Raw genomic sequence first — 21827 nt, 5'->3', positions numbered from 1 at the left:
CGTCGTGCCCCTCGTCGCCGTCGTCGTCGCGGCGGTGCTCCTCGCAAGCCCGTGGAAGGAGTCCCTGCCGCCCATGCGGTCCACGCCCCCGCCCGACGACGTACGGTCCGTCAGCATCGACTTCGGCGTGGTGACCGATCCGAGCACCGACTGGGGAGCGGTCGACCGCCGTCTCGACGCGGCGGGCGCGAACATGGTCGAGCTCGGCGCCGGACGGGTGGAGTTCACCGCCTTCGACTGGGAGGCGTACCCCGAGGCCGCGGCGGAACCGGGGACCGACCACCTCGCCACGGCAGCGCGTGCGCTGGGCCTGGACGCCGACGGTGCGCAGCGTGAGTTCGGCCTCATCGTCGACGCCTACGTGCCTCGCTGGATCGCGCAGGACCCCTCGATCGCCGGCAAGGACGTCGACGGGCAGCCCACGGTGTACCAGTCGTCGGCGACGGCGCTCTCCTCCGGACCGGTGGCCGACCGCCTCGTCGAGTACGTGGCCGCGCTGGGGGAGCGGTACAACCCCAGCCAGATCTCGGTGACGGAGCTCTTCCTCGACCGGTTCTCGTACGGGGACGACGACCTCGAGCTGTTCCGCGAGATGACCGGAGCGACGGACTGGCCGCGGGACGCGGACGGCGCGATCGTCGAGGAGTCACCCGAGCTGGGGTCCTGGCGCTCCCGGGTCCTCGCAGACCTCCTCGGCCGGATGCGGACGGCGCTCGACGAGGTGCGCGGGGGCGCGGGCGCTCGGATCGAGCTCGCCATGGACGCTCGTGTGGACTGGTCGAGCCTGGACACGGGTGACACGAGCAGCGGGCACGACTATGCAGTCCTGCTCTCCGGGGCCGACCGCCTCAACCTCTGGGGATACACGACCCTCGACGGTCGCGACGTGGCGGAGGTCCGGAACCTCACGGCGGCGCTCGCCACCGCGGGGTTCGACATGTCGCGGATCACCGTCTCCGTCGGCCTCTGGGCGGGCGGAGGCGGTGCGACCGACCCGGAGACCATGGCGGAGGCCGTCTCCCTCGCCGCGACGAACGGGGTGCGCTCGGTCAACGTGACCCCGTACTCCCTCATGGGCGACGCGTACTGGACCGCGCTCGCGTCCGTGTGGCGCCCCGACGCGAGCGAAGAACCGGCCTAGGGCTCGTCCTGGTCCGGTGAGAGGTCGGGCAGGAGCACGTCCACCTCGGTCCCGACCCCCGGTTCGCTGGCGATGGACAGGCTCCCCCCGTGCGCGTCGACGATCGTCTGCACGAGCGACAGGCCGAGACCGACGCCCCGGACCCGCCGACGGACGGTCTCCCGGGTCCGGTAGAAGCGCTCGGTCAGGCGCGCGAGCTCATCCGCCGGGATGCCGGTGCCGTGGTCGACGACCCGGACGCGGACGCACCGGGCGGCATCCTGCGCGGGCTCGGCGGTGACGCTCACCCGCACCTGGCCGCCCCGCGTGCTGTGCTTCACGGCGTTCGTGAGCAGGTTCTCGACCACCTGGCCCAGCCGCTGCGCGTCGGAGAGCAGGCGGACCTCGGCGTCCCCGTCCTCGACGATCGCGACCCCGGCACGGGCCGCGACCGGTGCGGTGGACGCCACGGCCTCCCGGACCACCTCCACCACGTCCAGCTCCATCGGTACCAGGGCGAACGTCCCGGAGACCACCTGGGCGCTGGTGAGCAGGTCCTCCACCAGGGCCTGGAGCTGGTGCGCGTTGCGCTCCACGACCTGGAGATAGCGCTGCTGCTCGTCGTCCAGGCTCTCGGGCCGCATCCGGAGCAGGTCGACGTACCCGAGGATCGAGGCGAGCGGCGTGCGCAGCTCGTGGCTGACGAGGCCGATGAACGCGTCCTGCTCCTGCTCGTCCTCGTGGCGGCGCGTCACGTCGGTCGCCACGAACAGGTAGCCCGGCGGGAGCTCCGGCGCCGGCCCCGAGAGGGCGGGCCTGCGGGTCACGACCACCTCGAGCCGACGACTCGTACCGTCCGGCAGGGTGTGGTCGCGCTCGTGCACCTCGGTGCCGCCGTGCGCGGCGGCCCCGACGATCTCCGCGAGCGCCGACGGCGTGCCCCCCTCCTGGTCGCCCGCCTCGCCCGCCGCGGCCGATCCTCCGCCGAGGAGGCGGACGACGTCCGTCCCCACGAGCGTGCTCGCCGCCGTCCCGAGGAGACGTTCGGCGCCGGTGTTGGCGGAGACCACCGTGCCCGCGTCGTCGGTGGCCAGGAAGGCCTGCTCGGTAGCGGCGGCGAGGATGCTCGCGAGCGTGTCCCGCGAGTCGCGCAGACGTCGTGACGACGCGTCGAGGGCGTCGCGGGCGGCGGCCAGCTGGACGGCCTGGCCGCGCGCGAGCGTCACGATGCCGTGGATGCCGAGCGCGAGCGTCGCGAGGATCGAGAAGGTGACGACCGCGTGCAGGACGGGCTGGATCCGGCCGGTGTCCACGACGACCGGCACGAGGAGGACCAGACCCGCGCCCGCGAGCCCGACCGCGGGACCGGCCGAGCCCGGACGGAGCGCCAGGCTCGCGAGGGGGAGGACGAGGAGGATGTCGAGGGTCACCGCCTGGAGGCCCGCCCCGACGTCGAGCAGGCCGATCGCGAGCATCTGCGCGAGCGAGCAGGCGAAGCGCCATGAGACAGGCCACGTGTCCCACCGGCCGAGCGCGGCGACCACGAGGACGCCGACGGAGAGCACGACCGCCGCGACCAGCAGACCCGGGCGGGCGGGCTCCACCATCCACCACAGCGAGGCCGCGGCGACCACCACGGAGAGCGTGATGGGCACCTGGCGCAGCGCGACGGCGTCCTCGTCCGCCCAGCCCAGGCGGAGGACCGGGTACCTCTCGCCGAGCTCGGTCGGTCTGCTCACCGCCCGCCGGAGCCGTGCCCGGCGTCCGCCCCCTGCCCGTCGACCGCGGGAGCCGCCTGGACGACCTCCCCGCGGACGAGGGTCTCGCTGGCCCGGACCGTCTCCAACGGCTCGGCGTCGCGGGCGGGGCTGAACCTGGCCCAGTACCGCGCGGTCGCACGCACCACGTCGGGCTGCATGTACTCCCGGTGGCTCTGGGACGCGAAGGCGGCGAGCATGCTCAGCTTGGTGTCGACGAACCCGTCGACGTCGACGAAGCGGTTCGGCGCGAACTCGACGGTCGAGGACGGGCTCTGGAAGCACCAGAGCCCCGGGACCTCCCGCGCAGCGACCTGGACCGCCTCGTGCACGGCGCGGTGGTCCTGGTGGCGGTCGTGGATCCCGTGGGTGTAGATCCGCGTCGGGCGGACCTCCCGGACGACCTCCTCGATCGCGGTGATCATCCCCGCGGCGGGGTCCAGCCGCGTGTCGGGGAAGTCGAGGTGCACGAGGCGCGCACCGACGACCGCGGCCGCGGCGGCCGCCTCCGAGCGGCGGGCCGAGGTCTCGCCGCCGACCGCGCCGCCGGAGAGGACGAGCGTCACGATCTCGTCCCCGGCGGCGGCGTGCGCGGCGAGCGTGGCACCCACCCCGATCTCGACGTCGTCCGGGTGCGCTCCGACGGCGAGCACCCGCTGCCGAGAGGAGGTGCGGGCCGCCCGGGTCCGCTGCGCGAGCTCGGTGGCGCGGCGGACGACCTCGGCGGCCGTCACCGGCTTGACGAGGAAGTCGTCCGCCGACTCGCGCAGCGCACCGATCGCGTGGTCCACGGTCGGGTACGCGGTGACGATCATGACGCGCACCGCCGGGTCGATCGCCCGGAGCTCTGGCAGGACCTCGAGCCCGGAACGGCCGGGCAGCTGGATGTCGCTGACGAGGACGTCGTACGACTGCCGTCGCAGCGCCTCGACGGCTCCCTCGGCGGTCTCGACCGTGTCGACGTGCATGCCGCCGTGACGCTCGAGCGCGATCCTCAGGAACTCGGCGGCGTCGAGGTCGTCCTCGATCACAAGCACCTGGTACTGGGATTCGGGCACGGTCCCCCCTGACTGCGGACTCGGTCCCATCGACGGTACGCGCCCCGGGACGACACCGCTCGTCACGGTCCCGGCGTGCGCGGCACGGGCACCCCGGGGCGCGGTCAGGGACGCCCGGCGTCGCCTCCCGCGGGCTCGACGACGACGGAGCGCACCGTCGCGAGACGCCGGACCGCGCGCTCCAGGGCCCGCGTGCGGCGGGGCGTCGCGCGGAACGACACGACGATCCGCCCCGCCCGGCCGTCGCCGTCCACCGGCCCGGTGGCGAGCGAGTCGAAGCTCACGCCGCGCGTCGAGAACACCCCGGTGAGCGCGGTGAGCGTGCCCGGCTGGTCCAGACCGTGCACGGTCGCGACCCAGTCGCGCTCCGCACCGGCCGGGGTCGGCACGCGCTCCGCGACCGTCGTCCCGGTCGTGCCCGGGACGCCAGCCGTCCCGACCTGCGTGCCCGCCGCGCCCGACGAACCCTCCGCACCCGCCGCCGCGCTCGCCGTACCGCCCGCGGGCGACCCCGCGCTCGCCGACGCCGCGCTCGCCGACACCAGGCGATCGATCCCCCCGGCCGCCTGCACGAGCCGGCGCGCCTCGTCGTCGGGCAGCTCGTCGAGCAGGACGCGCGTCCACCCGCCCGGGCCGAGCACGACCGGGACGCCGAGGACGCCGCGCGACGGCACGTCGTCGGCCCCGGGTGGGGCGAGCCGACCGTCGAGCTCGCCGTCGAGCGCGACCTGGCCCGCGACGACGATCTCGCGCCCGTCGAGGATCACCTCGAGGAGGTCGACGGTCGCGCTCGCGGTGCCCGCGGGGGTCTTCGCGCCGGACTGGTGGGTCATCCAGGGCCGCGTGACGAGCCGCAGGTCGGCGGGCCAGGTGTCGATGAGCTCGAACGCGGCGCCCATGTCCTGGCTCGCGACGCGCGCGAGCTCGTCCTTCGCCGCGGCGATCTCGCCGGGCAGCGCGTCGAGCGTGCGGCCGCGGCGCAGCGCGGCGACGGCGCGCGCCCGCTCGTCGGCGTCGAGCCCGCTCACCCGGACGGTCGACCAGAGCGGGACGGCGTCCTCGCCGTGCTGGCCCCCCACGAACCCGCCGACGCGGTGCCGCCGCACGCCCAGCTCGACCGCGATCTCGCGCCGGAACCGCAGCGTGTCGAGCCAGGCTCCCATGCCGAGCACGCGGTGCCGCCCGAGCCGTTCCGCCATGACCGCGACGCCGAGCTCGACGGGGTTCGTCACGACGATCACGACCTCGTGGCCCGAGCCGTGCCGCGCGATCGCGTCCGCGTACTCGGCGAGCACCGCGCCGTTGGTCGCGGCCAGCACGCGCCGGTCGGGGTCGGCGCCCGTGCGGGCCGGGGGAGTGAGGCCGGCGGCGACGACGATGACGTCGGCGGTGACGTCGTCGGGCGAGTGCGCGACGTCGAGGAGGGGCGCGTGCTCGTCGTACGCGTCGACGAGGTCGGCGCGCAGCCCGTGCACGGCGCGCCCCGACGCGCCCCCGGCCCGGCCGACGAGCTGGAGCCGCGCCGTGGGCGGGAGCACCCGCCGCTCGACGATCTGCGTGCACACCTGCCGGCCGACGTCGCCCGTCGCCCCCACCACCGCTACGTCCACCCTCGCAGGCTACGACGCCCCGGAGTCAGGCGAACGCGATCCCGCCCGCGGCGGCGACCATCTCGTCGAGCACGGCGGAGACCACGGGGCGGGGCTCGTGCCGGGTCGCGCGGTGGCGCGCGACGAGGCGGCGCGAGCCGAGGCCGGGCAGCCCGACGACCGTGACGCCGTCGGGCACCTCGTCCGACGCGCCGCCCTCCACGGCGAGCGCCGGGAGCATCGCGACACCGAGCCCGGCGGCGACGAGCGAGAGCGCGACGTCGAAGTCGTAGTAGTTGTGCCGCGTGCGCAAGGTCCCGCCGAGCCCGCGCGCCAGCCGCCGGAGCGCTCGGGCGGCGGCGGTGCCGGGCTCGGGTCCCAGCCAGACGGCGTCGCGCACGTCGTCGAGGCGCGTGGGCGTCGGCATGCCGGCGGGGACGACGAGCCGCCACGGCTCGTCGAGCAGGACGATCTCGCGCGTGCCGCGCGGGGCGGGGGAGTCGGCCTCGTAGTCGCGCTCGAGGAGGACGACGTCGAGCTCGCCCGCGCGCAGGAGGCGCAGGGCCTCGGTAGGCTCGCGCTCCTGCACGTCGAGCTCGATCCCGGGGGCGGTCTCGGCGAGCCGCCCGGCGACGGGCGCGACGACGGCGCGGATCGCCGTCTGGAAGGAGCCGACGGCGACGCGCCCGCTCACCTCGTCGCCGAGCGCGGCGAGCGCCTTGCGGGCCTCGACGAGCTCGGTCTCGATGCGCTCGGCGGTCTCGGCCAGCACTCGACCGGCGGGCGTGAGGGTCACGCCGCGCGGTCCGCGGTCGAGCACGACGACCCCCTCCTCGGCCTCGAGCCGCTGGATCTGCTGCGAGACCGCGGACGGGGTGACGTGCAGGAGATCCGCTGCCGCGAGGATGCCTCCACCACGGTGCACGGCAAGGAGGAAACCAAGTCTGCGTGGGTCCGTCGCCATGTAGAGATGCTAAACGCCCGGTGCAGAATCCTTCGATTGTGCTGAACCACGGAAGGCCTCACACTTGTCGTGGCGCCGGTCGGTTACCTCCTCCTCCTTACGGGTCGGCGCCCGAGCTTCGCACCACCCGCGCCACCAGCCATCGGCCCGGAGCGCACAGCCACCGCAGCGTCGCGGTACCCCCCTCCACCCCTTCTTCGTCACCGGAGTACCGCTGTGCCTGTCACCCTCGACGCGATCGTCATGTTCCTCGGCTGGATCGGTGCCGCCGCCGGCGTCGTCGCCTACGCGATGGTCAGCCGTGGCCGCTGGGCGCCGTCGTCCGCCCCGTTCCAGCTCACCAACCTCACCGCCGCGGGCCTCATGGGCATGGTCGCCGCGGCCAACGGCGTGTGGCCGTCCGTCGCCGCGAACCTCGTGTGGGTCCTCATCGGCGCCCAGGCGATCGTCGTCATCGTGCGGGCGCGGCGTGCGCGCCGTCGTGCGCTCGACGAGGTCGCCGCCCTCACCGCGTCCGCCCCCGCGACGGTCCCCGTGCGCGCCGACGGCGAGCCCGCGCCCCAGGAGGTCGGGCTCGCCGCCTGACGGCTGCCCGACCCCGCCCGGCGCGGCTGCTCGACCCCGCTCGGCGCGGCCGCCCGACCCTGCTCAGCGCGGAGCGTCGGGCGCCGGCTCCAGGACGACGTCCACCACGACCGCACGGTGGTCGGACAGGCCCGTGTCGACGGCCGTCGCGGGCCCGAGGGCCCGGGCGGTCGGGCCGCCGGGCAGGCCGTCGGCGAGCACGTGGTCGATCTGCCGCACGGGCCGGTCCACGGGGTGCGTGAGCACGTCGGCGAGCGACGTGAACCCGGTGATCTCCGCGGGCTCCGGCGCCCGCAGGTTGAGGTCGCCCAGCAGCACGAGCGGGCGCGGGAGCGGTGCGCAGGCTCCCGTGAAGGCCCGGAGCTGGTCCGCGGTGAACTCGGGGCGCGACGTCGTGTGCGCGGTCACGACGGTGAGCGGCCCCCACGGCGTGCGGACGGCCGCGGCGAGCGCGGCGCGCGGCTCGTCGGGCACCACCCGGAACGGCAGCAGGCGCGCGGCCCCCGTCGCGGTCCCCGGTCGTCGCCGCCGCACGCGCGACCGCCACGGCATCCGCTCGAGCTCGAGGCGCGACCACCGCTCGACGGGGAACCTGCTGACGAGCCCGATCCCGTACGACGCGACGCCGGGGACGCGCCGCACTCCCGACCCCGGCCGCCCCGCGCGCACCCACGCGCCGGAGACGCCACGGAGCGTGGGGGACAGGTGCCGGTGCTCGGCGCGCAGCGCCTCCGCCGCGACGGCCACGAGGTCGGCGCGGTGCGAGCGGGGCGAGTCGCGCTCGACCTCCTGGAGCGCGAGGACGTCGGCGTCGAGGTACGCGACGGCGCGCGCGAACCGCTCGACGTCGACCGTCCCGTCGAGCGCGGCGCCGTGCAGCGTGTTGAAGGTCGCGAGGCGCAGGGCGCCGTCGGGGCGCGGGGGCAGCGGTCCGTCGCTGAGGTCACGGGAGTCGTGGGGCACCGGACGATCCTCGCGCGGGCGGCGGACCGTCGCGACCAGGGCGGGCGTCGGGCCGGGCGCGGGGGACGTCGTCGGGACGTGCGCCCGGGACGCGTCAGAGGGTGCGGCGCCAGACGGCGATGCGCTCGACCGCCTCGGCGACCGTGCTCGGGGCCGCGGCGAAGGACAGCCGGACCCAGTCCCCGCCGCGGACGCCGTCGAAGTCCGTGCCGGGGGTGAGCGCGACGCCCGCCTCGGCGAGCAGGCGCGCGCACCACGTCACGGAGTCGAGGCCGTCCCCGGAGACGTCGGCGTAGACGTAGAACGCGCCGTCGGCGGGCGCGACGCGCGACCACCCGAGGTCGTCGAGCCGGGAGAGCACGAGCTCGCGCGACGCCGCGTACCGCGCGACGTTCTCGGCCGCGGCGGCGTACCCCTCGGGGGAGAACGCGGCGACGCCCGCGTGCTGCGCGAGCGCGGGCGGCGACAGCGCGACGTTCCCGGCGAGGGCGTCGACCGGCCCCACGAGCTCGTCGGGCAGCACGAGCCACCCGAGCCGCCACCCGGTCATCGCCCAGTACTTCGAGAACGAGTTGACGACGACGGCGCCGTCGGGCACGTACCGCGCCGCCGTCGGCAGCGCCGCGGCCGGGCCGTCCGCGCCGTCCCCGTAGACGATGCCGTGGTAGATCTCGTCGCTCACGAGGCGCACCTCGTGATCGGTGCACCACGCCGCGACGGCGTCGAGCTCGGCGGGCAGGATCATCGTCCCCGTCGGGTTCGCGGGGCTCGCGACGACGAGCCCGTCGAGGCCGCCGTCGTAGTACGCCTCCATGAGCTGCGACACCGTGGGCTGGTAGCGCGTCTCCGGGCCGCAGTCGAGCTCGACGACCTCGCAGCCCAGCGCGCGCAGGATGTTCTTGTACGCGGGGTAGCCGGGGCGTGCGAGCGCGACACGGTCGCCGACGTCGAAGGCCGCGAGGAACGCGAGGAGGAACCCGCCGGACGACCCGGTCGTCACCGCGACGCGCGCCGGGTCGATCTCGACGCCGTACCAGCGGCCGTAGTGCTCGGCGATCGCGCGCCGCAGCGCGGGGACCCCGAGCGACTCGGTGTAGCCGAGGTCGCCGTGCTCGAGCAGCTCGATCGCACGCCGCCGCACGACGTCCGACGCCCCGGTCGACGGCTCGCCCGCGCAGAGGTTGAGCACGGACGCGCCCGCGTCGCGCAGCCGGTTCGCCTCGGCGAGGACCTCCATCACCGCGAACGGCGGCACGTGGGAGCGGCGTGAGACCTTCATCGACCCGGACATGAGCCCATCATGCCCGGGTCATCCGTTCGGCGGACGTCGGTCGGCCGCCCGCGGAGGTGTCGGTCGTCCGGGCGACGCGCCACACCCCGCGCCCGGGGTCGGATGGGGCCATGACGACCGACGACGCCTGGCGCGACGGCCCCGACGACCGGGAGGACGGCGACCACGGGGGGCGGGACCGCGCCGCGACCTTCCGCCCCGTCCGCGGGTGGGGGGTGCTCTGGCGCAGCGCGTTCGGGCTCCGGCACGGCGGGCACGAGTACGTCGTGGCCGTGGACTTCCTCGACTGGGACGAGCGCATCCGGCTGTACCGGGACGGCCGGCTCGTCGACGAGCAGCGCTCGCGCGCCCGGTTCGACCTCGGGGGCGCGACCCTGGAGGCGAGGATGAGCACCTACGGGATGCGGTACGTGCGCGTCGTGGACGCGGTCGGCACCGTGCACGACGTCCCGCCGCTGCCCGGGACCGCCGAGGCCTGGCGCGACCGCATGGACCGCGAGCGCCCGACGGCGAGCCGCGCCGTGGGCGTGACGGCGTGGGTCGTGCTCGCGGTCGCGCTCGTCACGCAGGTGCCGCAGCTGCTCGCGCTGGCGTCGGAGATCACGGGGTGGACGCCGCCCTTCGTCCCGGACCTTCCGGGCCCCGTGAACACGATCCTCACCGTGGGCGGCGTGCTCGCCGCGCTCGACCGGGCCCTGCGCCGCCGGTACCACCCGCTCCTCGACGGCTGATCCCCCGCTCGTCGCGCGGGGCGGCGGCTGCCTACGCTGGCGGGGACGACGAGGGAGGTTCTCGTGTTCCGACGACGTTCCCGCACGCCGGACGACGACCCGGTCCGGCGTGCCGCGCAGTACCGGGTCGACCGGGAGGCGGCACGCGAGGCCGCGCAGCAGGAGGGGTCCGCCGACGAGCCCGCCATCCCGGACCCGGCGCGCGCACCGGGAGGGGCGCGCACGACGGACGAGCCGCCCGGGGCGCGCGACGACGACCTCCCTGTCGGAGGTCCACGTCGTGTACGACCCCAGGACCGCGCGATGTACGTCGACACGGTGATCGACCAGGCCGTCCGGCGCGGCGAGTTCGACGACCTCCCGCTCGCGGGCAAGCCGATCCCCGGGCTCACGGGCACGCACGACCCGGACTGGTGGCTCAAGGCCGTGATCGAGCGCGAGCAGCTCACCGGGCTCGGGCCCCCGGCCATGCTCCTCAAGCGCGAGGACCGCGAGCTCGACGACCGCCTCGACAGGGAGCTCGACGAGCGGGCGGTCCGCGAGATCCTCGCGGACTTCAACGCGCGCGTCGTCGACGCCCGCCGCCAGCTGCTCGGCGGGCCGCCCGTCGTGACGCCGACGCGCGACGTCGAGCACGAGGTCGCGCGCTGGCGCGCCCGTCGCGCCGCCCGCTGACCACCGGACCCACCGGACCCACCGGACCGCACTCCACCCGACCGTGCCCCACCCAGCCGGTCAGCGGCCCACCGGGCGGGCGGCCGTCGTCGGGCCCGCCTAGGGTCGGCGGCATGGCGGACTGGCAGCCCGACGTCCTGGGCGACGACTACGAGCAGCTCACGCTGCCGCTCGCGCCCGACGAGGAGGGCGACGTCGTCGCGACGCTCGTGCGGCGCCGGCGCCCGGGCCCCGACCCGTACCTCGACGTGCTGTACGTGCACGGCTGGTCCGACTACTTCTTCCAGACCGAGCTCGCCGACTTCTGGGAGGCGCACGGTGCGCGGTTCCACGCGCTCGACCTGCGCAAGTACGGCCGCAGCCTGCGGCCCGGCCAGACGCCCGGGTACGTCGCCGACCTCGCCACCTACGACGAGGACATCGAGGCCGCGCTCGTGGCGATGGGCCACCGGGGCGACGGGCGGTCCCCGCGCGAGGTCGTGCTCATGGGTCACTCGACCGGTGGCCTCACGCTGAGCCTGTGGCTCGCGCGCCACCCCGGGCGCGCGGCGGCGCTCGTCCTCAACAGCCCGTGGCTCGAGTTCCAGACGCGCGAGGTCGGCCGCCTCCTCCTCGAGCCCGTGATCGGCGCGCGCGCCCGGCTCACGCCCACGCGTCCGCTGCCCAACGTCGACCTCGGCTTCTACACGCGCTCCGTGAGCAAGGAGTTCGACGGCGAGTGGTCGTACGACCTCACCTGGCGTCCGCAGCACGGCTTCCGGACGACGCCCGCGTGGCTGTCCGCCGTCTTCCACGGCCAGCAGACGGTCGCGCGCGGCCTCGGGATCGGCGCCCCGGTGCTCGTCCTGCTCTCGGCCCGGAGCACGCTGCTGCCCCGCTGGTCGCCCGAGATGATGCGCACGGACACCGCGATCGACGTCGACGGCGTCGCGCAGCGCTCGGTCCAGCTCGGCGACCTCGTCACGGTCGCGCGCCTCGACGGCGCCCTGCACGACGTCGTCCTCTCCTCCCGGCCCGTGCGCGCGCTCGCGTACGGACGTATCGCGCAGTGGGTCGGCGCGTACCTGCCGCGGCCCGCGCCTGTCACGCCGCCCGTGCCCGACGCCGTCGCCCCCTCTCCCCGCGGCGCGCCGCGCGCGACGGGAGGCGTGGGCCGCGCGCTCGGCCGGCTCGGTGCCACGGTGCGTCACGCGGGACGGTCCGTCGCGCGGTCCGTGGGCACCGCCGTCGGGACGCTGCGCGGGCGGACCCGCCGCCGGTGACGCTCGACGACAACCTTTCTCTCGCCGACCGCACGACACACCGGAGTGACGCATGACGCTGCCCCCCGCCCCGCCCGCGACCCCGGGCGGCGCTGCCCCCGCCGCCCGCCCCGCCCGTCGTCGGCCGCCGTGGCTGGTCCCGCTCGTCGTCGTGCTCGCGCTGGCCTTCGTCGCCGCGGTCGCGCTCGTCGCCACCCTCGTGCTGCGACCCGGCCTCGAGCGCCGGGCGAACATCGCCGCGGTGTCGACGGCGTTCGACGAGTGCGCCCTCGGCGGCACGGGGGCGACCGTCGACCGCGAGAACGGCTTCGTCGACCTCCGCCGCGTGGGGTCCCCGTACGGCCCGAGCTGGACCGACGTCGAGTGCCTCACGGACGCGCTCGCGATGCCGCCGGAGCTCCTCGCGGCGCTGCAGGAGCCCGGGGGCACGGACTCCGAAGAGGTGCGCTGGGACGCCTACATGGCGCAGCGGCTGGTGGGCGACGGCGAGACGTACGTCTTCCTGTACCACGACTGGTCGGCGCCGATCTACGGCGACTGACCGCTCCTCGCGGTCGGAAAGGCCGACGCACCGCGGGTCGTGCACGGCCCGGTCCACCCGCAGGGGGAGGGCGCCGCGGCCGGGGTCGCACCGTCGGGGGATCTCCCGGGTAGCGGGGCACCGCTACCGTCGGCGACGTCGTGCGTGGCGTCGTCAGCTGAAGGAGCGGTTCGAGTGTTTCGCGAGGTCCCCGTTCTCCCCGTCGTCGTCCCGCTGGGGGCGGTGGTCCTCGGGCTGCTGCTGTGGCGCCTGCACCGGACCGGTCGTCTCACGGTGCCGCGGGCCGCCGTCGCGCTCGCGCTCGCCGTCTACGCGGCCGGGGTCGTGGCGAACACGGTGTTCCCGATCTTCCTCGACAAGCCGGCGAGCAGCGCCGCGTGGGACGCCCACCTGGTCCTCGTGCCCCTCGTGGACTACGAGGTCGCCGACGCGGTGATGAACGTCCTCGTGTTCGTGCCGCTGGGCATGCTCCTGCCGCTCCTCCTGGCGCGGCCGTCGTGGTGGCGCGTCGTGCTCACGGCAGCGGCCTTCAGTCTCGCGATCGAGGTCACCCAGTACGTCACCTCGCACCTGCTGGGTGGCGGTCACATCGCGGACGCCAGCGACCTGCTCTTCAACGTCGTGGGCGGCGCGCTCGGCCTCGGGCTGTTCACCGTGCTGTGCCGCGTCCCCGCGCTCGACGCGTTCTTCGACCGCTTCCGCTGGTCCACGGCGCCGCGGCCGCGCGGGTCGCGCGCCGACGGGACGGCCGCCCGTCGCGCGGGCTCAGCCGTCGAGCTCTGAGCGCACGAGGTCCACGATCCCGTCGGCCGCGGCCTCGACCTCGGCGAGGCAGTCCTCGAAGTCCTGCTGCCCGCCGTACCAGGGGTCGGCGATGTCGAGCACGTGCTCGGACCCGCCCGGCTCGACGCGCGGCGCCGCCGGGTCGAACGAGCGGTACAGGCGCACCGGCGCCGACGCGTCGAGGCGCCGCAGCGCCCGCGCGTGCTGGGCGGTCATCGCGAGCACGAGGTCGCGCGCGGCGAGGTCGCCCGCGCGCACCTGACGCGCCCGGTGCGTCCCGTCGACGACGTACCCGTGCTCCGCGAGGACGGCGCGGGCGCGGCGGTCGATCGGGTTCCCCCGCTCCTCGTCGCTGATCCCGGTCGAGTCCACCACGACGCGGTCGCCGAGCCCGGCCGCCTCGAAGCGGTCGCGCAGCACCACCTCGGCCATAGGGGAGCGGCAGATGTTGCCGGTGCAGACGGTCATGACGCGGTAGGGCCCGGGGCGGGTCTCGGCACTGGACATGGCCCCATTCTGCGCGAGGAGGGCGTTCCCCTCCCGTCCGGGGCGGTCGTCGGGCGGCCCGTGACCAGGGCGCCTACCGTGAGGAGATGATGATCGGGGCGGGGTCGGGACGGGTCGCCGTGACGGGCGCGAGCGGTCTCCTGGGGTCGAAGCTCGCGTTCCGGCTCGCCGCCGAGGGCGCGCCGCAACGCCTGGTGGTGCGCGACGCCGCCCGCGCGCCCAGCCTGGGCGACGACCCGCTGCCGGAGTCGGACGTCGCCGTCGTCGCCGGGTACACGGACACGCGCGGCATGGTCGAGGCGTTCACCGGCGTGGACACGGTCCTGCTCGTGTCCGCGCGCGAGGACGTCGACCGCGTCGCGCAGCACCGCGCAGCCGTGGACGCGGCCGTCGCGGCGGGCGTCCACCGCATCGTCTACGTGTCGTTCGTCGGCGCCGCCCCCGACGCCGTGTTCACGTTCGCGCGCGACCACTGGCGCACCGAGGAGTACATCCGCGCGACGGGCGTGCGGCACACGTTCCTGCGCGACAACCTCTACCACCGCGGGCTCGCGCTCATGGTGGGCGACGACGGCGTGATCCGCGGCCCCGCGGGCGACGGGCGCGTCGCGTCGGTGTCGCACGACGACATCGCCGACGTCGCGACCGTCGTGCTGCTCGACGCCGACGCGCACCGCCACGACGGCGTCACCTACGACGTCACGGGCCCCCAGGCGCTCACGCTCGCCGAGGTCGCGGCCGAGCTGTCGTCGGCCACGGGCCGCGAGATCACGTACCACCCCGAGACCGTCGACGAGGCGTACGCGTCGCGCGACCGGTACGGGGCGCCGCGGTTCGAGGTGGACGGCTGGGTGTCGTCGTACACGGCGATCGCCGCGGGCGAGCTCGCGCACGTGAGCGACACGGTCCCGCGGCTCGTCGAGCGGCCCGCGCAGTCGTTCGCCGCGTGGCTCGACGACTACCCCGAGGAGTGGGCGCACCTGCGTCCCGCCTGACCCCGGCGACCCGGCGGGTCGCTCCACGGCGGTTCCACGCCGTGGGCGAAAACCCCTGGCGTGGCCGCGGGAGGCGGACGTACCGTCGTCGTACACGCGAAAGGAGGTGGTCCTGGAAGTGAAGATTCTTCGGACTCGTGAGGTGGTTGCGCGCTAGTCGTCGCGCAACCGATCCAGCAACGGACCGGATGCGGTGAGCCCGTGAACCGGGCGGGGTCTCCCGAGGGGAGCCCCCGGCGGCGAGCGAGTACCACGCAACCACCGGAGCCCGCGGGTGTCGTGCCCTCGTCCAGCACGACAGGAGGAACCCTCCAGCCCGCGGGCTTCTTGCTGCCCGCACGCCGACGCTGAGTCGGCGTCAGAAGGGCTTGCGTGCGACGACGAGGAAGCGCGGCGCCTCGTCGACGAACTCGTGGCCCGCGGCGAGGTGCAGGTGCAGGGCGCGCAGGGGCGCCTCGTAGCGCGCGACCGCCTCGGGCGAGAGCGACGCGAGCTCCGGCACCTGCCAGGCCATGAGCCGCAGGTACCAGAGCAGGGCGGACAGGTCCCGGAACCGGCGCAGGCCCTCGTGCTCGCGCGCGGCGTCGACCACGAACCCGGCCTCGCGGAGCACCTCGACCGCGGCGTCGAGCGTGACCGAGTCCGGGTCCCACGCCGGCTCGGCACCGAGCGCGGTGCTCAGGCGCACGCCGTCGCGCGAGTCGGCCTGCTGCGTGAGGAACACGCCGCCCGGCTCCAGCACGCGGAGCACCTCGTCCGGGTCGAACTCCTCGTGCCGGTCGAGGACGACCGCGAACTGGCCGTCGAAGAACGGCAGGAGCTGCTCGTCGTCGCCCTCCACGGGCCGCACCTCGACGCCGAGGGGCTCGAGCCGCCGTCGGGCCACCGGCAGGTTCGGGGCCCAGCCCTCGGTCGCCGCGGAGCCCGCGGGGAACGGGCCGAGCGTGGAGAGGAGCTCGCCGCCGCCCGTGCCGAGGTCGAGCACGGGCCCGCGCCCGCTCGCGACGAGCTCGCGCGCGAGCGCGACGTAGTCCCACGGCACTGGGTCCTCGACGACGCGGCCCGCCACGGGGGAGAGGTCGGACCCGACGACCGGGACCGCGCGGGCCCACGCGACGTGCTCCTCGAACGAGGCGTCCCGGGCGGGCACCGGCGCCTCGCTCGCGCGGTCGGGGGTGGCGGGGGTGTCGGGTACCGCGTCAGGCATGGGTCGATTGTCACCCGCCCGGGCGCCGGAGCCGAACGCGAGCGGTGCGCGTGCGCGAGCCCGCCGCGACCCGACGGGGAGGACTCCCCATCGCCCGCACGACGGCGCGCACGGTAGCCTCCCCGGTGCCCGCCTCGCGCGTCCCGGACACCGGGTGCCGGCGGGCCGGACGACCGACGAGGGGACGGGGACGACGTGAGCGGTATGTGGGGCGCGGACGTCAACGAGCTGCGGAGGCTCGCGCAGTCGCTGCGGTCAGCCTCCGACCAGCTCGTGAGCACGACGTCCGAGGTCAGCGGCCTCGTCGAGGCGGCGGGTCGCTGGCAGGGCGGCGACGCCGACCAGTTCCGCAGCGAGTGGACCGGCACGTCCGTCGCGCTGCTGCGCGGCGTGAGCCAGTCGCTCTCCGAGGCGTCGCAGGCCGTCCTGCGCCACGCCGACCAGCAGTTCGCGACGAGCACCGAGGGCGGGTCCATCCCGTCCCCGGGCGTCCCCGGGCCCGGCGTGCCGACCGGCCCCGGCGGCGGCCCTCCCGGCGCGGGCGACCCGCTCGACGGCTCGATCTGGGACGTCGGCGACACCGCGCTGTCCGCGTGGGGCGCGGGGAGCGGCGCGTGGATCGCGTACCGCACGTTCCTCGCCGCGCGCGGCTTCCTCGACGCGAGCCGGCTCGCGGCGCTGTCGCCCGCGGCCGCGAGCGCCCTGCAGCTCACGCGCGGGATGGCGGTCGGGGACGCGCTGAGCGTGCTCGGGCGGGCCACGACGTTCTCCCGGTTCATGGGCTTCGCGGGCGGCGCGGCCGGCGTGGTCGGCGGCATCAACCAGATCGTCAACACCCAGTACGACGGCGTGCGCGGCGGCATCGACCGCGGCATGGGCGTCCTGTCCGTGATCGGCGGCGCGGGCACCATGGCGATCGCGGCGGGGCTCCTCACCAACCCGGTCGGCATCGCGGTCGTCGCGGGCGCGGCGGCGGTCGCGGGCGTCTGGGCGCTCGGCAACCTCGTCTACGACAACTGGGACTCGATCACGGGGTTCTTCTCGGACCCGGGCCCGTACCTCGCGGACGGCTGGAACGACGTCACGAGCTTCGTCGGGGACGCGGCCGATACCATCGGCGACGTCGCGTCCGACGTCGGTGACGCGATCGGCGACGGGCTCTCCGCCGCCGGCGACTTCATCGGAGGCCTCTTCTCGTGACCCAGCAGCCGACCATGCAGTGGTCCGCGGCCGACATCGCGGCCGCCGAGCAGACGCTCGCGCGCACGGCCTCGGGCGAGGTGACGCACGTCGTCACGCTCACCGACGAGGAGGTCGCGATCCTCGACGGCCTCCAGAACCCGCAGCTCGTCCCGCTGCCCTGGCTCGACGCGCAGGAGGGCGCGGACCGCACGCTCGTCGGGCGCGTGGCCCTGCGGTCGCTGCTCGCACGGGGTCTCGTGGTGCCGTCCGACGAGGAGCGCCCGCCCGGGCCGGGCGGCGAGCCGCAGGTCGGGATCGACGCGGTCCCCGAGGTGACGGGCCCGCTCGTGCTGCGCCGTACGGCGTCGGCCATCCTGTCCGCGGACCGCACGACGGCGCTCGGCAAGCACTGGGTGTACGTCTACCTGCACGACGAGGACCGGGTGCTCGAGGAGGAGGTCGGGCCGAGCGGCCACCACTCCTTCAGCGTCTACCCGCTCACCGAGCTCGCGGGGCGCCTCGCGGTGTTCCTCGACCCCGCGGCGAAGGCCGTGCTCGACGGCCGCGCCCGCACCTTCACGACCGAGCAGTTCGCCGCGGAGGCCCGCACGTCGCCCGAGCTCTCCGGAGCGGTCGCCGTCACGGTGCTCGGCGCGGTGCGCGCGGGCTCGGACACCCTCGTCCGGGTGAGCGTCTACGCGACGCCGGACGGCGTGTACGTCGTGCGCGGCGGCGAGCACGGCGCCGACGGCGCGCCCGTCACGCTCGAGCTGTCGGAGGTCGGGCCGGCGACGCTGCGCCGCCTCCCCGCCGAGCTGCTCGGCCGATGACGGCCGCGCCGACCGGCGACCGCGCGACGCGCAAGGTGCGCCACTGGGCCGACGCGTCGCGCCTCGGCCGCCTCCGGCACGTCGAGGCCGCGACGCCGAACGGCCCCGCGTGGGCCGTGGTCCTCGTGCTCGTGCTGCTCGCGCCGGTCGCCAGCCTGGCCGACGGCGAGGTCGTCGCCGCGGGCGTCCTGCTCGTGGCCGTCGCCGCCGTGCTCGCCGTCCTGCTGTGGTTCCTCGGCTCGGAGAAGCTGCTCGTGCTCGACGGCGGCATCGTCGTGGGCTCCTTCGCGCCGTTCCTGCGCCCCACGGTGATCCCGTGGTCGGGGATCGACCCCCGCACTGTCTCGGCGGTCGTGGGCAACCAGCGCACGATCGGGCTCCTCATGGCCGACCGCGGCGTGAGCGGCGCGTCCCGCACGGTGCTGTGGTCGCGCCGCCCGGTCACGTTCCTGGCGGTGTCGCCGGTCGTCGCGCGGCACGCGTGGGCGCAGGGCCAGCCCGTCGACCTCGCGACCGCCCCCGGCTTCGACCTGTGGGTCTTCTCGACGCGGCGGCCGTCCCGGCAGGCGCCCCTGGTGCACGCGCTCGCCGCCGCGATGCACGACGCGCGGGTCCCCGGCGCCGACGCGGTCCTCCCGCACGCGCTCCCGCCGCGGCGGCTGCGCTCGACCGCCGAGGACGCCGACCACCTGGGCATCCCCGAGCGGTTCCGCCGCGCGCAGCTCCGGCGCGTCTGACTCCCCGGCGCGGTCAGGCGGAGGCGGGACCGAAGGCCGCGGCGAGGGGCGCCGTCGGGCCGTCGCCGGCCGTGCTCGCGCCGCCCAGCGCCCCGACCTGGAGCACCATCCACGGGCTGAACGCCCACGGCGTGGCGGCGACCCCGCGCGCGACGTCCCGCGGGTCCGCCCAGGCGAGCTCCATCACCTCGTCGGGGTTCGCCTCGACCGGGCCCGCCGCCCGGGCGGCGTAGACGGGGCAGATCTCGTTCTCCACGACGCCCGACGCGTCGACGGCCCGGTAGCGGAAGCCGGGGACCGCGACCTCCAGGTCCGCGATCTCGAGCCCGAGCTCGTGCCGCGCGTGGCGGACGATCGACTCCTCGGTCGACTCCGTCCAGCGCGGGTGCCCGCAGAACGAGTTGGTCCACACGCCGGGCCACGTGCGCTTCGCGAGGGCCCGCCGCGTGAGGAGCAGGCGGCCCGCGTCGTCGAGCACGTAGCAGGAGAAGGCGAGGTGCAGGGGCGTCTCGGTCGTGTGGACCGCGGCGCGCTCGAAGGTGCCGGTCCGGCGGCCCTGGTCGTCGACGGTGACGACGTGGTCGGCGGCGACGGGGACGTGCGAGGTCATGCGGCCACTCTCGCACACGCCGCTCGCGGACCGGCAACCTCCTCCGGCGCCGACGGTGAGCGGGGTCACTCCGCCGGGTTCGCGGACGACCTTGCCGGACCCTCCCGCGCGTGAATTAAGGTGAGGGTAACCTCACTCGTCACGACCCGCCGGGCCGAGCGCCCCCGAGCAGATCCGAGCACCATGACCTCGCCCGCGACCGCCGCCACGACGGCCGACGTCCCCGGCGGCACGGCACCGGCCGACCCCGCCGACCGCCCGGCCGGGGTCGCCCGCACGAACGCGGGGCGCAGCCTCGGGCTCGTCGTCGCCCTCGCGGTCCTCGTGCTCGCGGTCGTGCTGAGCCTCGTCGTGGGCTCGAAGCCGGTCCCGCTCGGCACGGTCTGGGACGCCCTCACCGGCTACGACGGCTCGGGCGACCACGTGATCATCCGCGACCTGCGCCTCCCGCGAACGGTCGTCGGGCTGCTCGTCGGCACCGCGCTCGGCGTCTCGGGCGCCCTCATCCAGGCCATGACGCGCAACCCCCTGGCCGACCCGGGCATCCTCGGGGTCAACGCGGGCGCCGCGTTCGCCGTCGTGCTCGCCGTCGCGTTCCTCGGGCTCACCGACATCGGGTCGTTCATCTGGTTCGCGTTCGCGGGCGCCGTCGTCGCGACCGTCGCGGTGTACGCCATCGGGTCGCAGGGCCGCGGGGGAGCGACGCCCGTGCGGCTCACCCTCGCGGGCGTCGCGCTGGGCGCGGTGCTCGGCGGCGTCTCGCAGGGCATCACCCTGCTCGACCCGGCGGCGTTCGACCGCATGCGCTTCTGGGGCGCCGGCTCGCTCGCGGGCCGCACGATGGAGATGGCGGGGACGATCGCCCCGTTCGTCGTGATCGGGCTCGTCATCGCGCTCGTCGTCGCGCGCCCGCTCAACACCGTCGCGCTCGGCGACGACCTCGCGAGCTCGCTCGGCGCGCACGTGGGGCGCACGCGCGTGCTCGTCGGCGTCGCGGTCATGCTCCTGTGCGGCGCGGCGACGGCCGCGGCCGGGCCCATCGCGTTCGTCGGCCTCATGGTGCCGCACGTCGCGCGGTGGACGGTCGGCCCGGACCAGCGCTGGATCCTCCCGTACTCGGCGGTGCTCGCGCCCGTCCTGCTGCTCGTGTCCGACGTCGTCGGCCGGGTCGTCGTCATGCCGGGCGAGCTCCAGGTCGGGATCGTCACGGCGTTCGTCGGTGCCCCGGTCCTCATCGCGCTCGTGCGCCGCTCGAAGGCGAGCGGGCTGTGAGCGCCCCGGTGCAGGACCGTCTCCCGGCCGGGGCGGACCGGCGCGTCGACTTCGGCCGCCCGACGCGCGTCGTGCGCGGCCGGGGCGTGAGCCTGCGGCTCGACCTGCGCACGCTCGCGGTGTGCGGGGCGCTCCTGCTCGTCGCGCTGGCCGTCGGCGTGGTGGCGCTCACCACCGGCGACTACCCGCTCACCGTGCCGCAGGTGCTCCAGGCGCTCGTCGGCGCGGCCGACGGCCCGGTGCACATGGTCGTCGTCGAGTGGCGCCTCCCGCGCGCGCTCATGGCGCTCGTGCTCGGCGCGGCGCTCGGCGCGAGCGGTGCCATCTTCCAGTCGCTCACGCGCAACCCGCTCGGCAGCCCCGACGTCATCGGCTTCAACACGGGCGCGTACACCGGGGCGCTCGTCGTCATCATGCTGCTCGGCGGCGGGTACGTCGGCGTGGCGGCGGGCGCGCTCGTCGGCGGGATCGTCACCGCGGGGGTGGTGTACGTCCTCGCCTACCGGCGCGGCGTGCAGGGGTTCCGCCTCATCATCGTCGGCATCGCGGTGTCGGCGATGCTCGCGTCCGCCAACCAGTGGCTCATCGTCAAGGCCGACCTCGAGACGGCGATGGCCGCCGCCGTGTGGGGCGCGGGGTCGCTCAACGGCATGACGTGGGCGCAGGCGGTCCCCGCGTGCGTGCTCGCCGCGCTCCTGGCCCTGCCGCTCGTGTGGCTCGCCCCGCGCATGGGCCTGCTCGAGCTCGGGGACGACGCCGCGGCCGCCCTGGGCCTGCGCAGCGAGCGGGTGCGGCTCGCGCTCGTCGTCCTCGGCGTCGCGCTCACCGCGCTCGTCACCGCGGCGGCCGGCCCGATCGCGTTCGTCGCGCTCGCCGCACCCCAGCTCGCGCGCCGCCTCACGGGCAGCGCGGGCGTGCGCATCCTGCCCGCCGCGTGCATGGGCGCGGTGCTCCTGGCCGCGAGCGACCTCGTCGCGCAGCGCGCGTTCGCCCCGACCCAGCTCCCCGTCGGCGTCGTCACCGTGAGCGTCGGCGGCGCCTACCTCGTCTGGCTCCTCGTCCGCGAGGCCCGCAAGTGACCCCGACCCCGCAGACCGGAAGGACCCCGGTGGCACCCACCCAGCTCGCGGACGCCCCGCACGACGCGGCCGCGCCCGGCACCGCCGAC

General features: G+C 75.8%; 22 protein-coding genes. 13 read left to right on the top strand and 9 right to left on the bottom strand.

The annotated features are described in order from the left end of the window. Positions 1-4: 4 nt before the first annotated feature. The gene (locus tag HKK73_RS00270; RefSeq protein ID WP_171467162.1) at positions 5-1141 is read left to right on the top strand and encodes a hypothetical protein; all 1137 of its coding nucleotides are present in this window, start codon (positions 5-7) and stop codon (positions 1139-1141) included. Here HKK73_RS00270 and HKK73_RS00265 read toward each other — a convergent pair. From HKK73_RS00265 to HKK73_RS00250, 4 genes are all read right to left on the bottom strand, one after another. After that, positions 1138-2859 (bottom strand): cell wall metabolism sensor histidine kinase WalK, encoded by a 1722-nt coding sequence (locus tag HKK73_RS00265; protein ID WP_171467161.1) that lies wholly within the window; start codon positions 2857-2859, stop codon positions 1138-1140. The genes HKK73_RS00270 and HKK73_RS00265 overlap by 4 nt on opposite strands. After that, on the bottom strand, positions 2856-3935 hold the full coding sequence (locus HKK73_RS00260) for a PIG-L family deacetylase (protein WP_074804112.1): 1080 nt from the start codon (positions 3933-3935) through the stop codon (positions 2856-2858). Before HKK73_RS00260 ends, HKK73_RS00265 begins: the two co-directional genes overlap by 4 nt. Before the next feature lie 104 nt (positions 3936-4039). After that, the gene (locus tag HKK73_RS00255; RefSeq protein ID WP_171467160.1) at positions 4040-5545 is read right to left on the bottom strand and encodes a lactate dehydrogenase; all 1506 of its coding nucleotides are present in this window, start codon (positions 5543-5545) and stop codon (positions 4040-4042) included. 25 nt (positions 5546-5570) lie between these two features. After that, entirely contained in the window at positions 5571-6488 is a 918-nt protein-coding gene (locus HKK73_RS00250; RefSeq protein WP_163185503.1) for a LysR family transcriptional regulator, read from the bottom strand. Between the two features lie 216 nt (positions 6489-6704). Between HKK73_RS00250 and HKK73_RS00245 the strand changes: the two genes are divergently transcribed. Beyond that, entirely contained in the window at positions 6705-7073 is a 369-nt protein-coding gene (locus HKK73_RS00245) for a hypothetical protein (protein WP_216608022.1), read from the top strand. A 63-nt stretch (positions 7074-7136) separates the two neighbouring features. On the opposite strand, the gene HKK73_RS00240 is transcribed toward HKK73_RS00245, so the two are convergent. Then, entirely contained in the window at positions 7137-8036 is a 900-nt protein-coding gene (locus HKK73_RS00240) for an endonuclease/exonuclease/phosphatase family protein (protein WP_253705717.1), read from the bottom strand. A gap of 94 nt (positions 8037-8130) precedes the next feature. Then, entirely contained in the window at positions 8131-9315 is a 1185-nt protein-coding gene (locus HKK73_RS00235; RefSeq protein ID WP_171468628.1) for a pyridoxal phosphate-dependent aminotransferase, read from the bottom strand. A 122-nt stretch (positions 9316-9437) separates the two neighbouring features. On the opposite strand from HKK73_RS00235, the gene HKK73_RS00230 reads away from it, so the two are divergent. The 5 genes from HKK73_RS00230 (at position 9438) to HKK73_RS00210 (ending at position 13319) form a co-directional block, all read left to right on the top strand. Further along, on the top strand, positions 9438-10058 hold the full coding sequence (locus HKK73_RS00230) for a hypothetical protein (protein ID WP_171467159.1): 621 nt from the start codon (positions 9438-9440) through the stop codon (positions 10056-10058). Between the two features lie 63 nt (positions 10059-10121). Next, positions 10122-10733 carry a DUF1992 domain-containing protein gene (locus HKK73_RS18990; RefSeq protein ID WP_253705715.1) on the top strand — a complete coding sequence of 204 codons (612 nt, stop codon included), beginning with the start codon at positions 10122-10124 and terminating at the stop codon, positions 10731-10733. Positions 10734-10846: 113 nt separating this feature from the next. Continuing rightward, entirely contained in the window at positions 10847-11995 is a 1149-nt protein-coding gene (locus tag HKK73_RS00220; RefSeq protein WP_171467158.1) for an alpha/beta hydrolase, read from the top strand. Positions 11996-12047: 52 nt separating this feature from the next. Then, positions 12048-12536 (top strand): hypothetical protein, encoded by a 489-nt coding sequence (locus HKK73_RS00215; RefSeq protein ID WP_171467157.1) that lies wholly within the window; start codon positions 12048-12050, stop codon positions 12534-12536. A 174-nt stretch (positions 12537-12710) separates the two neighbouring features. Continuing rightward, complete coding sequence (locus HKK73_RS00210; RefSeq protein ID WP_171467156.1) at positions 12711-13319, top strand: VanZ family protein; 609 nt, start codon at positions 12711-12713, stop codon at positions 13317-13319. On the opposite strand, the gene HKK73_RS00205 is transcribed toward HKK73_RS00210, so the two are convergent. Beyond that, on the bottom strand, positions 13302-13826 hold the full coding sequence (locus HKK73_RS00205) for a low molecular weight protein-tyrosine-phosphatase (RefSeq protein ID WP_228485158.1): 525 nt from the start codon (positions 13824-13826) through the stop codon (positions 13302-13304). The genes HKK73_RS00210 and HKK73_RS00205 overlap by 18 nt on opposite strands. Before the next feature lie 86 nt (positions 13827-13912). On the opposite strand from HKK73_RS00205, the gene HKK73_RS00200 reads away from it, so the two are divergent. Then, positions 13913-14821, top strand: coding sequence for an SDR family oxidoreductase (locus HKK73_RS00200; RefSeq protein ID WP_216608021.1), 909 nt, complete (start codon positions 13913-13915; stop codon positions 14819-14821). Positions 14822-15179: 358 nt separating this feature from the next. Here the strand turns inward: HKK73_RS00200 and HKK73_RS00195 are convergent, their stop codons facing one another. Further along, positions 15180-16028 (bottom strand): class I SAM-dependent methyltransferase, encoded by an 849-nt coding sequence (locus HKK73_RS00195; protein WP_051027840.1) that lies wholly within the window; start codon positions 16026-16028, stop codon positions 15180-15182. 195 nt (positions 16029-16223) lie between these two features. Between HKK73_RS00195 and HKK73_RS00190 the strand changes: the two genes are divergently transcribed. From HKK73_RS00190 to HKK73_RS00180, 3 genes are read left to right on the top strand one after another with little or no spacing between them, the layout of a single operon-like run. Continuing rightward, positions 16224-17228 carry a hypothetical protein gene (locus HKK73_RS00190; protein WP_171467155.1) on the top strand — a complete coding sequence of 335 codons (1005 nt, stop codon included), beginning with the start codon at positions 16224-16226 and terminating at the stop codon, positions 17226-17228. Next, positions 17225-18040, top strand: coding sequence for a hypothetical protein (locus HKK73_RS00185; RefSeq protein ID WP_137281382.1), 816 nt, complete (start codon positions 17225-17227; stop codon positions 18038-18040). Before HKK73_RS00190 ends, HKK73_RS00185 begins: the two co-directional genes overlap by 4 nt. Next, entirely contained in the window at positions 18037-18777 is a 741-nt protein-coding gene (locus tag HKK73_RS00180; protein WP_171467154.1) for a hypothetical protein, read from the top strand. Before HKK73_RS00185 ends, HKK73_RS00180 begins: the two co-directional genes overlap by 4 nt. 13 nt (positions 18778-18790) lie before the next feature. On the opposite strand, the gene idi is transcribed toward HKK73_RS00180, so the two are convergent. Further along, the gene (gene idi / locus HKK73_RS00175) at positions 18791-19387 is read right to left on the bottom strand and encodes an isopentenyl-diphosphate Delta-isomerase (RefSeq protein WP_086150146.1); all 597 of its coding nucleotides are present in this window, start codon (positions 19385-19387) and stop codon (positions 18791-18793) included. Between the two features lie 183 nt (positions 19388-19570). On the opposite strand from idi, the gene HKK73_RS18840 reads away from it, so the two are divergent. Continuing rightward, on the top strand, positions 19571-20659 hold the full coding sequence (locus tag HKK73_RS18840) for an iron chelate uptake ABC transporter family permease subunit (protein WP_163185475.1): 1089 nt from the start codon (positions 19571-19573) through the stop codon (positions 20657-20659). Further along, positions 20656-21738, top strand: a complete 1083-nt coding sequence (fepG, locus tag HKK73_RS00170; protein WP_253705713.1) for an iron-enterobactin ABC transporter permease — start codon at positions 20656-20658, stop codon at positions 21736-21738. The genes HKK73_RS18840 and fepG overlap by 4 nt, the downstream gene beginning before the upstream one ends. The last annotated feature ends 89 nt before the right edge of the window (positions 21739-21827 follow it).

It is taken from the genome of Cellulosimicrobium sp. 72-3 (genome assembly GCF_013127315.1).
Lineage (GTDB): Bacteria > Actinomycetota > Actinomycetes > Actinomycetales > Cellulomonadaceae > Cellulosimicrobium > Cellulosimicrobium funkei.
The sequence above is the reverse complement of the archived record's forward strand: the minus strand, read 5'-3'. Positions and strand labels throughout refer to the sequence as shown.

Excerpts from the sequence above, each read along its gene's own strand:
- HKK73_RS00250 (WP_163185503.1), bottom strand. The coding sequence starts at position 6,488 with ATGGCGACGGACCCACGCAGACTTGGTTTCCTCCTTGCCGTGCACCGT.
- HKK73_RS00235 (WP_171468628.1), bottom strand. The coding sequence starts at position 9,315 with ATGAAGGTCTCACGCCGCTCCCACGTGCCGCCGTTCGCGGTGATGGAG.
- HKK73_RS00230 (WP_171467159.1), top strand. The coding sequence starts at position 9,438 with ATGACGACCGACGACGCCTGGCGCGACGGCCCCGACGACCGGGAGGAC.
- HKK73_RS00220 (WP_171467158.1), top strand. The coding sequence starts at position 10,847 with ATGGCGGACTGGCAGCCCGACGTCCTGGGCGACGACTACGAGCAGCTC.
- HKK73_RS00215 (WP_171467157.1), top strand. The coding sequence starts at position 12,048 with ATGACGCTGCCCCCCGCCCCGCCCGCGACCCCGGGCGGCGCTGCCCCC.
- HKK73_RS00205 (WP_228485158.1), bottom strand. The coding sequence starts at position 13,826 with ATGTCCAGTGCCGAGACCCGCCCCGGGCCCTACCGCGTCATGACCGTC.
- HKK73_RS00200 (WP_216608021.1), top strand. The coding sequence starts at position 13,913 with ATGATGATCGGGGCGGGGTCGGGACGGGTCGCCGTGACGGGCGCGAGC.
- HKK73_RS00195 (WP_051027840.1), bottom strand. The coding sequence starts at position 16,028 with ATGCCTGACGCGGTACCCGACACCCCCGCCACCCCCGACCGCGCGAGC.
- HKK73_RS00180 (WP_171467154.1), top strand. The coding sequence starts at position 18,037 with ATGACGGCCGCGCCGACCGGCGACCGCGCGACGCGCAAGGTGCGCCAC.
- idi (WP_086150146.1), bottom strand. The coding sequence starts at position 19,387 with ATGACCTCGCACGTCCCCGTCGCCGCCGACCACGTCGTCACCGTCGAC.
- HKK73_RS18840 (WP_163185475.1), top strand. The coding sequence starts at position 19,571 with ATGACCTCGCCCGCGACCGCCGCCACGACGGCCGACGTCCCCGGCGGC.